This window comes from Amycolatopsis sp. WAC 01416, from assembly GCF_003947485.1.
Lineage (GTDB): Bacteria > Actinomycetota > Actinomycetes > Mycobacteriales > Pseudonocardiaceae > Amycolatopsis.
In genome coordinates this window covers 85,411-98,759 of the sequence record NZ_QHHX01000016.1, presented here as the reverse complement: position 1 = coordinate 98,759, position 13,349 = coordinate 85,411, and the positions used below count along the sequence as shown (strand labels likewise).

General features: G+C 67.4%; 10 protein-coding genes. 5 read left to right on the top strand and 5 right to left on the bottom strand.

Annotation, left to right across the window (positions count from 1 at the left end; genetic code table 11):
* Positions 1 to 40: 40 nt before the first annotated feature.
* On the bottom strand, positions 41 to 2,617 hold the full coding sequence (locus DL990_RS39355; protein ID WP_125801713.1) for a bifunctional diguanylate cyclase/phosphodiesterase: 2,577 nt from the start codon (positions 2,615 to 2,617) through the stop codon (positions 41 to 43).
* Between the two features lie 134 nt (positions 2,618 to 2,751).
* Between DL990_RS39355 and DL990_RS39350 the strand changes: the two genes are divergently transcribed.
* From DL990_RS39350 to DL990_RS39340, 3 genes are all read left to right on the top strand, one after another.
* Complete coding sequence (locus DL990_RS39350; protein WP_125789264.1) at positions 2,752 to 3,903, top strand: beta-ketoacyl synthase N-terminal-like domain-containing protein; 1,152 nt, start codon at positions 2,752 to 2,754, stop codon at positions 3,901 to 3,903.
* Positions 3,904 to 4,011: 108 nt separating this feature from the next.
* Positions 4,012 to 4,677 carry a DUF998 domain-containing protein gene (locus DL990_RS39345; protein WP_125789263.1) on the top strand — a complete coding sequence of 222 codons (666 nt, stop codon included), beginning with the start codon at positions 4,012 to 4,014 and terminating at the stop codon, positions 4,675 to 4,677.
* A gap of 55 nt (positions 4,678 to 4,732) precedes the next feature.
* Positions 4,733 to 5,359, top strand: coding sequence for an AAA family ATPase (locus tag DL990_RS39340; RefSeq protein WP_125789262.1), 627 nt, complete (start codon positions 4,733 to 4,735; stop codon positions 5,357 to 5,359).
* Positions 5,360 to 5,505: 146 nt separating this feature from the next.
* On the opposite strand, the gene DL990_RS39335 is transcribed toward DL990_RS39340, so the two are convergent.
* The 4 genes from DL990_RS39335 to DL990_RS39320 all read right to left on the bottom strand — a co-directional run bounded on the left by DL990_RS39335 (position 5,506) and on the right by DL990_RS39320 (position 11,662).
* On the bottom strand, positions 5,506 to 6,660 hold the full coding sequence (locus DL990_RS39335) for a 4-hydroxybenzoate 3-monooxygenase (RefSeq protein WP_125801712.1): 1,155 nt from the start codon (positions 6,658 to 6,660) through the stop codon (positions 5,506 to 5,508).
* A 72-nt stretch (positions 6,661 to 6,732) separates the two neighbouring features.
* Positions 6,733 to 7,680 carry a non-homologous end-joining DNA ligase gene (ligD, locus tag DL990_RS39330; protein ID WP_125801711.1) on the bottom strand — a complete coding sequence of 316 codons (948 nt, stop codon included), beginning with the start codon at positions 7,678 to 7,680 and terminating at the stop codon, positions 6,733 to 6,735.
* 621 nt (positions 7,681 to 8,301) lie between these two features.
* Positions 8,302 to 8,817 (bottom strand): lytic polysaccharide monooxygenase auxiliary activity family 9 protein, encoded by a 516-nt coding sequence (locus tag DL990_RS39325; protein WP_125789259.1) that lies wholly within the window; start codon positions 8,815 to 8,817, stop codon positions 8,302 to 8,304.
* A 232-nt stretch (positions 8,818 to 9,049) separates the two neighbouring features.
* Positions 9,050 to 11,662: a CHAT domain-containing protein gene (locus DL990_RS39320; RefSeq protein WP_125801710.1), complete on the bottom strand. Its 2,613-nt coding sequence runs from the start codon at positions 11,660 to 11,662 to the stop codon at positions 9,050 to 9,052.
* A gap of 644 nt (positions 11,663 to 12,306) precedes the next feature.
* On the opposite strand from DL990_RS39320, the gene DL990_RS39315 reads away from it, so the two are divergent.
* On the top strand, positions 12,307 to 12,918 hold the full coding sequence (locus tag DL990_RS39315) for a hypothetical protein (RefSeq protein WP_125789257.1): 612 nt from the start codon (positions 12,307 to 12,309) through the stop codon (positions 12,916 to 12,918).
* Positions 12,857 to 13,285: a hypothetical protein gene (locus DL990_RS39310; RefSeq protein WP_125801709.1), complete on the top strand. Its 429-nt coding sequence runs from the start codon at positions 12,857 to 12,859 to the stop codon at positions 13,283 to 13,285. The genes DL990_RS39315 and DL990_RS39310 overlap by 62 nt, the downstream gene beginning before the upstream one ends.
* Positions 13,286 to 13,349 lie beyond the last annotated feature (64 nt).

Sequence of the window (13,349 nt, the reverse complement as noted above, 5' to 3'; positions counted from 1 at the left end):
AGGTTCTCACTGGGGACCACGGACACGGCGGCCGCCCGGTTCACCGCACGACGTGCTCGTACGCGGACTTCAAGGCGTCCACCGGACCCGGCGGCGCCACCAGCGGCCCTTTCGCCCAATCGCAGCCGAGTTCGTGCAGGACCTCCAGTTGCCGCGCGGTCTCGACCCCTTCGGCGACCACCACGAGGTCGACGGCGTGCGCCATCGCCATGATCCCGGCGACGATCGGCTCGGCGTCGCTCGACCTCCCGAGATCGGCGACGAACGACCGGTCGATCTCGACCACGTTCAGATCGAGGCGGCACAGCTGGGCGAGTGACGAATACCCGGCACCGAACCGTTCCGCGGTCACCCGCACCCCGGTCTTCCGCAGCGCGTCGACGGCGTCGGCCGCGTCCTTCAACGCCGTCTCGTCGACATCGAGGCTCAGGTCCTGCGGCACCAGCCCCGCATCTTCCAGCGTTGTCTGAACCACTTGCAGCAACGTGGGATCGCCCAGCTGGCGGACCGACAGGCTCACAGTCACATTACAGTGCACACCATGATCGGCACGCCATCGAGAGATCTCGCGGGCGGCCTTGGCGAGAACCTCCGCCCCGATGACCGTCAAAAGATCGCCGTCGTCGGCGATCTCGGCCAATTCCGCCGGATCGATCGGTCCCCGGACGGGGTGATTCCAACAGGACTTCGCCTTCACCGCGACCATGTCACCGGTCCGCAAATCGACGACGGGCTGATAAACGGTCTCGACCAGGCCGTCCGCGACGGCGTTCCGCAGATCCTGCTCCAAGGCGAAACGGTCCTGCACCCGTTTACGCATGATCGGCGTATAGAACGCATAACGGCCGGGTCCGAATGTCTTCGCCTGATACATCGCCAGATCGGCGTCTTCCAGCAATTCGTCGGCACTGCGGGTATCGCCGGGTTCGGCGATCACTATTCCAATACTCGTATTGATATGCAGTTCGCGGCCGTGCACGGTGAGCGATTCGGCGAGCCGTCGCTGAAGGTGATCGGCCAGCGCCCGCACTTCGGCGGCCTCGGTATAACCGGTGGTGATGACCAGGAACTCGTCCCCGCCGAGCCGTCCGACCAGGTCCGAGGCCCCGGCGGCGGCCCTCAGCCGGTCGCCGGCGATGCGCAGCACCTGGTCGCCGACGGTATGACCGAGCGAATCGTTGATGATCTTGAACTTGTCGAGATCGATGAACATCACGGTGGTCGTGCGCGCCGGATCGGCGATCGTGCGGCGCAGGCGGTCGAGCGCGAGCGTGCGGTTCGCGAGCCTGGTCAGCGGGTCGTGGGTGGCCTCGTAGGCCAGCCGTTCGCTGATCGCCCGCCGTTCGGTGATGTCGGCGAAGGACGTCAGCACCGAGGGCACGCTCTGGCCCGGCGCCATCAGCGGACCGGAGGTCAGCGAAAGCCACCGGTGCGCGCCGTCGCGCCGCCGGATCTGCAGGACCCGCCCGGTCTCGACCTTCCCGGACCGCCGCACCCGCGCGGACGGCAGGTCGTCGACGGGCACCGGGGCGCCGTATTCGTCGTGCAGCCGCAGCGTCCGGCTCTCCAGGCCGACCAGTGCGCCGGCCGGAACACCGGCGATCCGGTGCGCGGCGGAGTTCGCCAGTTCGATCCGCCCGCTGGGGCCGACCAGCAACACCCCCTCGTCGAGCGTTTCGACGACCGTGGCGAATTCGGCTTCGGCCCGGCGTTGCGCCGTCTCGTCGGCGCACAGCAGCACGTAACCGTCGAACATCTCGGCCGCGGAGACGCGCACCGCCAGCGCCGTGCCGTCGGCGCTGAAATGCGTCGCCTGCACGACACCGCCCGCGGCGACGACCTGCCGCGGACTCATCGGCGCGCCGACGACCTCGGCCACCGGGGCACCGATGACCTGGTCGAGGTCGTGTCCGTAGACGGCCTCGGCCGCCGGGTTCCAGCTCGTCACCAGGCCGTCGGGCGAGGTCGCGATGATCGCGTCGCTCGCGTGGCCGACCAGCGCGGCTTGAAACCGCAGGCCCGACTCGGCCGCCTTCTGCGTGGTCAGGTCGCGCATGATCACCTGGTACGCGGGTTTGCCCTCCCAGGTGGTGAGCACCGCCTGGGACTCGACGGTGACACCGCGGCCCTGAAGGGTCCGCAGTGTCATCTCGGTCGGTTCGCTGAACGAGCCGGGCGAGTCCAGCGAACCGATCCGCGCCAGCAGCGCGTCCTGCGAGCCGGCGTCGACCAGATCCGTGATGTGCGTCCCGATGATCTCGGTCGACACCTTCGCCCCCACGAAGCGCATGGTGGCCGAGTTCACGAACACGACTTTGCCCCGTTGATGGACGCAGATCCCGTATGGGCTCGCTTCGACCATGGTGAGATATTGCGTTCCCAATGCGCCGCCGTCGGACTTTTGCTCCAAAAGGCGGTACCCCTTGCCGAGAAAGGCGAGCGCGGGTTCACCGCGGTGATCCCTCTCGGCGGACAACTCGGTCAGCAGACGGACGAGCGACGCGTGCCGCTCGGTTTTTCCCACCGTGCGGGTCGCGGTGCCGTTCGCTGGCGAGGAATCCTGATCCGAGGGCCGGTGGGTGTCGGGAGTCCCACCGTCGAGATCGTCAGGATCCATCTGATCCAAACCCCCTACTCGACTGATGTAGCTTCCGATTAGATCACTAAATCGACGTAGCCGTCCCCCTCGGACAGCTGATCGGTGCGGCCATTCCACCCCAGCGTTGACAGAATGTAGTTGAAGGGAAACACGTGCGGAGCAAAACAGACATCTGCGGCATCGGCGCCGTAACCGCCTACGGCTGGGGGCGCGAAGCACTGTGGGAGGGCCTCGCCGGCGGCGTCCCCTGCGCCCAATTCACCGACGGCTTCGGGGAAACCCCGGATCTGCCGGGCTGGGTCGCACACGTCCCCGAGGGCGGCAAAGCACGCGACGGCAGCCTGCACGCCCGCGCCCTGCTCGCCGCGGCACGGGAAGCGATCGCGGACGCCGGCGCACGAGGCTGGTCGCCAGGACGCCGCGTCGGCGTCATCTCCGGCGGCGTCCGCGAGGACCTGCGAACCTGGGACAGGCTCACCGAACTCGGCGAACAGCTCATGTACCGGCGCGAGTTCATCGGCATGATGCCCTCGACCCCGATCGCCACGCTGATGTCGGAGTTCGGCTTCCACGGCCCCTCGATGGCAACGTCCGCGATGTGCGCGACCGGCAGCGCCGCGGTGCTCACCGCGAAGATGTGGCTGGAGGCGGGAATGGCCGACGACGTCGTCGTGGTCACCACCGATCTGTCCGCGACCAGGCCGATGGTGCGCAATTTCGTGCACTGCGGGGTGGCGATCACCGACGTGCCCCCGCTGGAGGCGTGCCGCCCTTTCCAAGAGGGCACAAGGGGTTTCACCTTCTCCGAGGCCGCGGTCGCGGTGGTGCTGACCCAGCGGAAGACCGACGCGTACGCGACCCTGCGGGGCGGCGCCATGACCCACGAGGCGCACAACGCGATGGCGCTCGACCCCGATCCGACGAACGCGGTCGCGGCGGTGACCGGTGCGCTGGAGAACTCCGGCGCCGCGCCGTCGGACGTCCGCTACCTGAACGCGCACGGAACGGGTACGAAACTCTGCCACCGTACGGAATCCCGGATCCTCGAAGCGGTCTTTCCCGGTGAGACCGAGATCTACTCGATCAAACCGCTGACCGGGCACAGCCAGTCGGGCAGCGCGCTGACCGAGATCGCGGCGATCTGCCTCGCGGCGGAACGGGATCTGGTCCCGGCGCCGAAACCGGTGGCGGAGGGGCATCCGCGGCTGATGGACGGGCCCTCCCGGCCGGAGGGCGGGCTCACCGTGAAGACGTCGATCGGGATGGGCGGCTACGTCGCGGCTGTCGTACTGGAGACCAGCTAGCGAGCAATTCGATAACACACGGTCTCAACGTCGTCACAAACCGTCATTTGCCGTGCTCCTGTGGTCGATACTCCTCGGTAGCGGAAAGCACTGAGCACGGAGGCGACCATGAGCCCGCGAACGGCATCCGACAACCTCGTCCACAACTACCTGTTCTTGCGGCGTGCCATAGGTTTCCTCGGGATCGGACTGCCCTTCGTGCTGATCTTCGGGAAGCTGGCCGTCGACGGCGGCGGCCTGCTCAACTCGATCAGCGGTTACTACTACTCGGGAATGCGCGACGTCTGGGTCGGCGTCATGTGCGCCATCGGCGTCTTCCTGTTGTCCTACCGGGGTTACGGCCGTGTCGACGACATCGCCGGGAACATCGCGGCGGTGGCCGCGGTCGGGGTGGCGCTCTTCCCCACCACCCCGTCGAACGGCGACCGCGTGGACGAGATCATCGGCATCCTGCACCTCGGTTTCGCCGCGGTCTTCTTCCTCACCTTGGCGTTCTTCTGCATCGTGCTGTTCACCAAGTCGGACAAGGAGATCCCCGGCGCCCGCAAACCCGAGCGGAACCGGCTCTACGTCGCCTCGGGCGTGGTCATGCTGGTGTGCCTGGCGCTGATCGTGCTGTGCGGCCTCGTCTTCGACGCGGAGACCAGGTCCCTGTATCCGGCGCTGTGGCTGGAGTCGGTGGCGATCCTCGCGTTCGGCGTGGCGTGGCTCACCAAGGGCGGGACGCTGCTTCCGGACAAGACGGCGGTGGCGGGGACGCGGGTGACGGCCTGACCTGTGCCGATCAAGGTAAAGGAACCTTTATCCTCGGCCGGGTCGTTGAGGCCTTATGACCGATCGCATCGCATTCCAGCTCGGCCGCCGCGATCTGCTCGTGGTCGCCGGGATTCCCGGGGCGGGCAAGACCACCCTGCTGTCCCGGGCGGCGACCGGCGCGATACCGGTGCTCGATTCCGACCAGGTCCGCGCGCGGCTGCGGGAACGGCTGCCGGCCGTGCTGCCGTACCGGTGCTACCGGCCGCTGGTCCACCTGTGGCATCGCGCGCGGGTCGTCCGGTTCGCGCTGGCCGACGGCGGCCCGCTCGTCGTGCACGAGCCGTCGACCCGCGCGACCACCCGCGGACTGCTGGCCCTGCTCGGCCTGCTGAGCCGCCGTCCCGTCCGGTTGCTGTGGCTCGACGTCGATCCGGAGGTCGCCCGCGCGGGCCAAGTCGCGCGCGGGCGGGTCATCCGGCGGCACTCGTTCGCCCGCCACGTCAAGAGGGCCGAGAAGGTACGACGTGAACTGCGTGCCGGCTGGGTCCCGGCAGGCTGGCACGGCGCGCGGATGGTGACCAGGGAGGTCACCGGGGCGCTGCGGTTCGTCACCGAGGAGGAGCCCGGAAGAGACCGCTCAGGCGACGTCCTGCTCCTCCGCGTCGAGCGGCCCAAGGCACCCGCGGTCCGCGCGGGCTAGCGGTTCCGGCTCGGGCTCCTCCACGGGGCCGGGACGGTTCGGATGCGGGTTCAACGGCGTCCAGCGAATGCGTACCGGCATCGTCGTTCGTCCTTCCACTCCGCGAAGACCCTCTTGCACTGATACGGACGCGACGAGCGATCGGTTCAGATCCCCACGTAGTTCTCGGCGAAGAAGTGTTGGTGCGCACGGGAAACCCGCAGGCTCTCCAGCCGCGCGTCCCGCAGGGCCCGCTGGAAGACCGCCTCGTCGTCGTATCCCGCCGGACCGTGCAGGAGATTGATCATCCAGAGCGAGAACTCCTGCGCGCGCCAGATCCGCGGCAGGCAGTCGGCGGAATACCGCTCGAGTGCCGTCGTGTCGCTCCCGGCATGGGCTTCGATCAACGCGGCCGCGAGGATCTCGGCCTCCATCAGCGCGAGATTCGCGCCTTTCGCCGCGGCGGGACTGATCAGGCTCGCCGCGTCCCCCGCGAGGAACAGCTTTCCCCGCTGGATCGTGTCCATCACCCGCGAAGCCATGTCGACGATCCGGCGTTCGATGATGGCGCCGCGTTTGAGCTCGCCGTAGCGATCGGCACGCATCCGCAGGTGCAGTTCGTCCCAGATCCGGTCGTCCGGCCAGTTCTCCGGATCCTCACCGCGCGGGACTTCGAGGTAGTAACGCGTCACCGTCGACGTCCTCGCCATATGCCCGGCGAATCCGCGTTCGTGAATGGCGTAACCGATCGCGGACATGCTCGGCGGTGCTTCGGCGAGGATCGCGAGCCACGAAATGTCGTGGTCCCGCCGGAAGACCCGCGCGGGCACGGATCTCAGCGAGACACCGCGCCTGCCGTCGCAGCCCGCGATGTACTTGGCACGCACCAGAAGATCATCGGCGATGACCGTCGCGTCCATCCCCGACACCGAGGACGCCTCGGTGTCGAACCTGATCTCCCCGCCGCGCGCGAGGAACTCGGCGATCAAGTCGGTGACCAGGAACTGTTGCGGGTAAACGGTGTGCACCTCACCGTTCCCGAGTTCGCTGTACTTGAGCTCGAATTCGGCTTGATCATTACGGAACGCGCAGGTGTCGTGCCGGACACCGTTCCTGAGCAGCCCGCCGGCGAGCCCGTTCTCAGTGAGCACACGGACACTGTTCGCGGCCAGAAACCCCGCCCTGGCCCGGGTTTCCACATGTTCCCGGCTTTGCCGTTCGAGGATCAGGCAGTCGATTCCGGCCGCCCTCAAAAGATTCCCCAGCACCAGTCCGGCCGGACCCGCCCCCACGATCACTACATCGGCATCGATCTTTCCCACGAAAGCCCCCAGTACCTTCGCCCTCCCCCAGCGCGGTCCAAGGTACACAAAACGGGGTGCCGTCGTCGGCGTTCAGTCCTTCTTGGCACGCGAACGTGCCCGGCGTTTCCCTTCGTGCATCGCCACGACTCGCGCGATGGGGATCGTGTGCCCCTGTTCGACGAGATCCGCGGGCAGCGTCTGCGGCGCGGGCATCGACTCGGCCCACGGATCCTTGTCCGCCAGGAGACCGGGCGCCGTGTAGACGGTGAAATCGGCGGGGACCACGTTCTCGAGGTCGTCCCAGGCCACCGGGAACGAAACCGTCAGCCCCGGACGCAACCGCGGGCTGTACGCCGCGGCGACCGTGTTACCGCCCGCCCGCGTCGAATCGAGGAACACCTTTCCCTCGCGGTCTTCGACGATGTACGCGGTCGTCGCGAGAGACGGGTCGACCTGCTCCGCGCGAGCGGAGAGCGCGCGGGTCGCGGCGGCGACGTCTTCGAAGCCTTGCCCCGGCGTCAGCGGGACGAAGATGTGCACTCCCTTGGAACCACTGGTCTTCACCGCCCCGGCGAGGCCGCAGTCGTCGAGGGCCTGGCGCACCAGCCACGCGGCCTTCACGACGTGCGCGAAATCGTCGCCGGCGGGCGGGTCGAGGTCCAGTACGAGATGGGTCGGACCCGCGTCGGCGTCCGTGGTCATCAGCGTCGGGTGGTATTCGACGGCGCGCTGGTTCGCGAACCACAGCAGGGTGCGGCGGTCGTCGCACAGGGCGTACGACACCTGCCGTTTCGACGTCTCCGCCCAGATCTCGGAGCGCTTCACCCAGTCGGGCGTGTACTTGGGCAGATTCTTCTGCATGAACGGGTCCTGGCCACGCAGGATGCGGATCACCGAAAGCGGCCGGTGCGCCAAAACGGGGAGGATGCGGTCCGCGACGGCGTCCAGGTAGTCCACCAGGTCGCGTTTCGTCGCGCCCTCGAACAACGGCTGATCGAGATTGGTCAGCTTGACCCCGTCGCGTTCGTCATCGCTCATGGGGTGAGCCTGACATAAAAGCCTCGTGAGCGGTAAGGACGGTTGGAACCCAAGGGCGGCTTAGGCCGCGTCCTGTAAGTATCGCCTGGCGTGCTGACCTGCTGAAAGACAGCGGGGGACCTTTGGTATCGCGGGAGGGGTGTGTGGATATAGGGACGTTGAGTGTCCCTATATCCACACACCCCTCACTCGCTGCCAGGGCCATCGGTGACCGTGTGGATTTTGGGGCGTTGGATGACCCGAAATCCACACGGTCACCGCGCAAGAGAGCAAGGGACCTTTGCTCTCGCCTCCGGGTCAGTTCCCCCGGCCCGCCCACAGCGTCGCCCGGTAGACGGATCGCCCGTGTCGTCAAGGACCGCCTGGGCGCGAAGACCGCGAACATGACTTGCAGGACCCGGCCTGGTTCCAACGTGGTTCCGGCCGCGGTTGATCTCAGGCTCGGTCCGCGAAGGACTCCAGACAGGCACTCACGTAAATGATCGCGGTCGTGGAGATGTCGTGAAGGGCCCCTTTGAGACGATGAACGTCTCAAAGGGGCCCTTCACGACACAAGATCCTCGCGTTTCGTGAGCGGTAAGGACGGCTAGCACCGCCCTTACCGCTCACGAGACCCGGCACCTAGCCGATGTTGGCGTCGATGCAGGCGTAGAACGCGTTCGCCGTGTCGTAGACGTTCCAGCGGGCGAGGATCTTGTGCCGCCCGCTCTGCTGCAGGTTCACACTGTGGGTGACCGTGGCGCCCGGCTGCGCGCCGTTGTCGTTGAAGCTGGCGACCTTGGCGCCGTCGACGAAGTACTCCCACGTGCTGGTGCGGTGGCGAGCCGTCAGCGTCCACCGGAACGTGGTGGTACGGCCGAGGGAATGCACCTTCCAGCCCTTGCTGTCGTCGTTGAGATCCGCGAAACGGCCGACACCGCCGTTACAGCTCATGAGCCCCTTGGGGCCCTCGACGCTTTGCGGTTCCCATTTGATGGAGCCACAGGAAACGGTGTTCTGGGCGCATTGCGCCTGCCTGCTCGCAGGCGAGGAAACATAGCCGTGTGCGTTGGCGGTGCCCGCCGGGATCGCGACCAGCGCCGCCGGCACCATCGCCGCACCCGCCGCCAGGGTCAAAAGCCGTCGTTTGAAGCTCATGCCTACCCCTTTCCCATCTCTGCACCCACCGCCTGCCCGGTCGGGAAAGTCCGCGGACTCGAGGTTCTTGGGCCACGGAGGGCGAAAACCACTGAAGGTTGGGACACATCCGCCAAAGCGCCGAGCAGGCGAATGTGGTCTAGACCATAATTGGTTCAGACGACTCGGTCAAGAGTAACCAACCGGCCGCTTGGAGTCGTGAAGATCGAACAGGGGTTGTCAAGCCGGAGGATCAGCCGGCACCCAAACAGACGAACGGTCGCCGGAACGGGTCAACGGCGATGGTGTCCGCCAAGGCCGTCGCCGGTCCGGCCCCTTCGGCCAGTCCGCGGTGGTAGTCGTCCATCGCGGCCGCCGCGGCCTCGTCACCGACTCGGCTCAACGGCGCGATCACCGTCCGCGAACCGCTCGCGAGCAACGCGCTGGCGAAACCGAGCACCTCGTCGCCGGGCCGGATCCGGTTCAACGCCAGTTCGCACGCCGCGAAGACGACTTGCGACGGCGGCTGCGCGAGCCCGGCCATCTCGTGCGCGAAAAGTGTCCCGTCGGCCAGTTCGAGCCGGGAGAACAAGGCGTTCTCGGGCTCGTGCGCGCCGTGCGCGGCGATGTGCGCGAGCTTCGCGCCGTCCAGCGCGCACAACACCGACGCCACGGTCGCGTCGGGTCCGGCCAAGGTGTGCGCGGTCCGGTAATGCGTGGCGAGTTTGTCCAGCTCACCCCTGTTCCCGACCAGGCCGGGACCGCGGACGAGGACGACCTTCCGCGCGCGCGACACCGTCGAGCGCTCCGCGCCCAGCCACGCCGTCGCCGACGGCGCGACGACGATCGGCCGCGACCGCAGCGCCGGCAGCACCCCCCAGGGAACGGCGAACAACGGTCCGGTCGGCACGACGACAAGGCCCCGGTCACCGAGCAGGTGTTCCAGTGGCCGGATCAGCTGGACTTCGAGTCGTTCGGCCTGTTTCCGCGCCGAACCGAGCACCGACTGGACCAGTGGAGCGGGCAGCCGATCCGGTGCGAGGGCATCGAGATCGACGTTCAACATGCGTGCGGACTCCGCCGCCCGCTCCGCCGAGCCGAGCCGCACCAGTTCGCATCGCCCCTCGACGACGACCATCGCCACCAGGTCGTCCCCCGAGGACGCGAAACTCACCAACGCGCGCTCGCCCAGCTCGCCGGCGACCTCGGCGAGCCGCGCGACCGGCCGCGGCCTGCCCCAGCGCCCCGTATGCCAGCCGAGCCGATGCGCCTCACGCAACCGCTCCGCGTGCTTCGCTCGCAACGCCGACGTCGGATGCCCGTCGTGCAGCGCCTGGTGGATGGCCTGATCGAGCCCCCGCACCTCACCGACCCGCTCGGCGAGCTCCGGGTCGCTCGCCACAACTGGTTCGTACCGGTAACTTTGCGCGCGTGTCCGCTCCGTCCAGCTGAACAGCCGGGCCGCGTCGGCGCGCTCCAGCACGATCTTGACGGCGAGATCCGCCAGCTCCCTGCCGTGCAACGCCGTCCCGGACACCAGCTCCAGGCCGCCCATCCGGTCGCGGACCCGGTCGAGTTCGGTGAGCCCGGCCCGGATCTCCGCCAGCGCCCTGGTCTTGTCACCCTCGGCCACCGCGAGTTCCGCACGGCAAAGCCTGCGCAACATCCGATAATCGACGGAGGTCAACCGCCCCGGACGCGGAATCCGCTCGAGCAGCTCGGCGGCGCGTTTGCGTTTCCCCTTCCGCAGCTCGACCCGGACGGCCAGCATCCGAGCCAGCGCCGCCTGATCGGCGAGCCGCGGCATCGGCATCCCGTTCGCCGCACGCAACGCGCGCGAGGTCAGGCTGGACGGGATTTCGTTGGTGCGCAAGGCATCCTGCACGTCGGCGCGAAGGCCGACGATGGTCGCGTTGGCGACACAGGTCTGACAGCCCCAGCGCAGCGTTCGCCGCCGGGCCGAAGCAGCGTAGGTCCGCGCGAGCTCCAGGTCGTCGGTCATCAGCGCCGCGGACGCGCGGAACAGCTCCACCCCACCCAGATCCCTGGTGATGCTCCGCTGTTCCAGCATCACCGGCAGGATCTCGTCGAGATGGGCCCCGGCCTCCTCGGCGAGGCCCGCCGTCAACAACGCTTCGGCCCGCTCCCACCTCAGCAGCGACGGGATCTCCAGGTCGAGCGATCGGTAGATCCGCTCGCTCTCGTCGTAGAGCCGCAACGCGGCGGGCACGTTCCCGACGCGGAGTTCCAGCGTGCCCAGCGGGCGGCGGACGTCCGCGGCCTGGACTCGCAGGCCGTTCCGTTCGGCGAGGTCCACGGCGCTGGCGAGGTCGCGCCTGGCCCGGCGGATGTCGCCGAGCCGCGTGTAAGCGAGTCCCCGGGTGGTCAGCGTGCCCAGATACGGGTCGAGCAACGCCGCCGGATCCTTTTCCATGGCGAGGATGGCCTCTTTGTGCGCCAGGGAGGAGTCGAAATACGCCGTGCTTTCCTCGTTCCGCCCCACCGCCATGAGCAGGAGTCCGTAATTGTGGTCGAGCTGGCCGCGCAATTCCGCGTAAAGGCGGGGTTCGTCCACCGCTTTGAGCAACAGGCGGACGTCGTCCAGGCCGGCGAGGCCCGAGGCCACGCCTCCGCTGGTCTCGGAGCCCACGGTCGCGATACTGGAGGCCAGCCGGATCCGGGTGGCCAGCCATTCGTGCCGCATCCGTTCGGCGACCGGATGGATCGAATCGAGTAAGGCCATCCCCCGGCGGAGCAGGAGAATGCCTTCGCGCTGGCGGGCCGAACACGCGGCATCGATGCCGGCACGCTGGAGTTCGCGCGCCTTGCGAATGACCTCGCCTTGATCGAGCTGTGTTACCACCACTGTTCTATGACAGCACACTCCGTAGCCGAGAGTCGCCCGCCACCGGTTCGAACCCGGGTGACGGGCGAAACCTCTTCAGCCAGGAGCGCTGGTCAGGGAGTGGGCGGCGGCGTCTGAGCGCATCCGCCCGGGCAGTCCCGGACTCGCTCGTTCTGATGCACGCAGTCCGCGGTGTGCTGGTGTTCTCCCTGGTCGGGCGCGGGCTGAGCCGGGTCTAGCGGCTCCTCCTCGCCGATGGGGTCCTTGACGTCGGTAGGCGTCGACATTGGGCGATCTCCTCCCCTGATGATCTTTCTTTGTCGTACCAGGCAGCCCCATTACGGCGGCCCCCTCCGTTCGCGGGCCCTCTTCCTGCGAACGGGGCAATAGTGCCACAACGGAGCAGTGATCGGGAGTTTTTACCTACACTGAGTCATCGGCGGCACCCATAAGAGGGACGCCTGGTTAGCAAGCCTTACGACTTCTGTCGAATGGCCTATCAAGGCTCGCGCCGCCTTCCGCAACGGCGGCGAACCGGCGACCTCTCACTGCGCCATCCGGCCTAAGATCCAAAACTTCTTGCGGCACAAGGGTTTTCGGCCGAGAACGCGGGGGAACCCATGGCCCGTCGGGGGTTGACCGGCAGAAATCCGGAGGAGATAACGATGCCCACGTGGTTGGTCATCATCATCGTCATCGCCGCGATCCTGATACTGGGAGCGGTGGCCTGGTTCGTCGTCGCGGGACAACGCAAGCGTCGCTTGCAGGAGACGTTCGGGCCCGAGTACGACCGGGCCGTCAAGGAACACGAGAACCCTCGAGAAGCGGAACGTGAGCTCACGTCGCGGGTGAAACGCCATTCGGATCTCGACATCCGCCCGCTGCCCAAGTCCACAAAGGACCGATACGCGCAGGAATGGGCGCTGATCCAGGAACAGTTCGTCGACCGCCCGTCCGGCGCCGTCGTCGAGGCGGACCGGGTACTGGTCTCCTTGATGGCCGAGCGCGGCTACCCGACCGAGGGATACGAGCAGCAGGTCGCGGATCTGTCCGTCCGGCACGCGAACGCGTTGCGGCACTACCGCGCCGGGCACGACACGCTGGAGCGCCATCGGGAATCGGAGATGTCCACAGAGGACATGCGTGAAGCGATGAAGCACTACCGCGAAGTGTTCGAAGATCTGTTGACAGACGCCGGCGAAGGAGCGGAAAGCCATGGAACGCAGGCCACTGGAAGCCGAGGGAACGGAACGGCCCGACGAGGAACGGATCGCTGACGGTCGCGACGGCGACACCGGGCAGGCCTTGAGCACCGAGGACCTGGTGGCCACCGATTCCGGACGCAACAACGATTCCGGACGCACCGGCGAAGACGAGGCGCAGACGTTGTTCGACAACGTCGACGTGGACCGGTTCCGCGAAAGCTGGCAGGACATCCAGACGGCCTTTGTGGACGATCCGCGGCGGGCGGTCAAGGAGGCCGACGAACTCGTCGCCGTCGTGATCCAGAATCTGGCCACGACCTTCGCGGACCACAAGAAGGAACTGGAATCGGCGTGGAGTCAGGGTGAACCGGCCACCGAAGACCTCCGGATCGCGCTGCGACGTTACCGGTCGTTCTTCAACCAGTTGCTGAGCTCGTAACCAATAGCTCGTGAGTGGTAAGGACGGCTAGAGCCAAGGTTGTCTTAGGTACCTACGGCGGGTG

Bases quoted from the DNA above. Each gene is read 5' to 3' on its own strand.
- DL990_RS39325 (WP_125789259.1), bottom strand. From the start codon at position 8,817: ATGAGCTTCAAACGACGGCTTTTGACCCTGGCGGCGGGTGCGGCGATG.
- ligD (WP_125801711.1), bottom strand. From the start codon at position 7,680: ATGAGCGATGACGAACGCGACGGGGTCAAGCTGACCAATCTCGATCAG.
- DL990_RS39315 (WP_125789257.1), top strand. From the start codon at position 12,307: ATGCCCACGTGGTTGGTCATCATCATCGTCATCGCCGCGATCCTGATA.
- DL990_RS39345 (WP_125789263.1), top strand. From the start codon at position 4,012: ATGAGCCCGCGAACGGCATCCGACAACCTCGTCCACAACTACCTGTTC.
- DL990_RS39340 (WP_125789262.1), top strand. From the start codon at position 4,733: ATGACCGATCGCATCGCATTCCAGCTCGGCCGCCGCGATCTGCTCGTG.
- DL990_RS39355 (WP_125801713.1), bottom strand. From the start codon at position 2,617: ATGGATCCTGACGATCTCGACGGTGGGACTCCCGACACCCACCGGCCC.
- DL990_RS39310 (WP_125801709.1), top strand. From the start codon at position 12,857: ATGGAACGCAGGCCACTGGAAGCCGAGGGAACGGAACGGCCCGACGAG.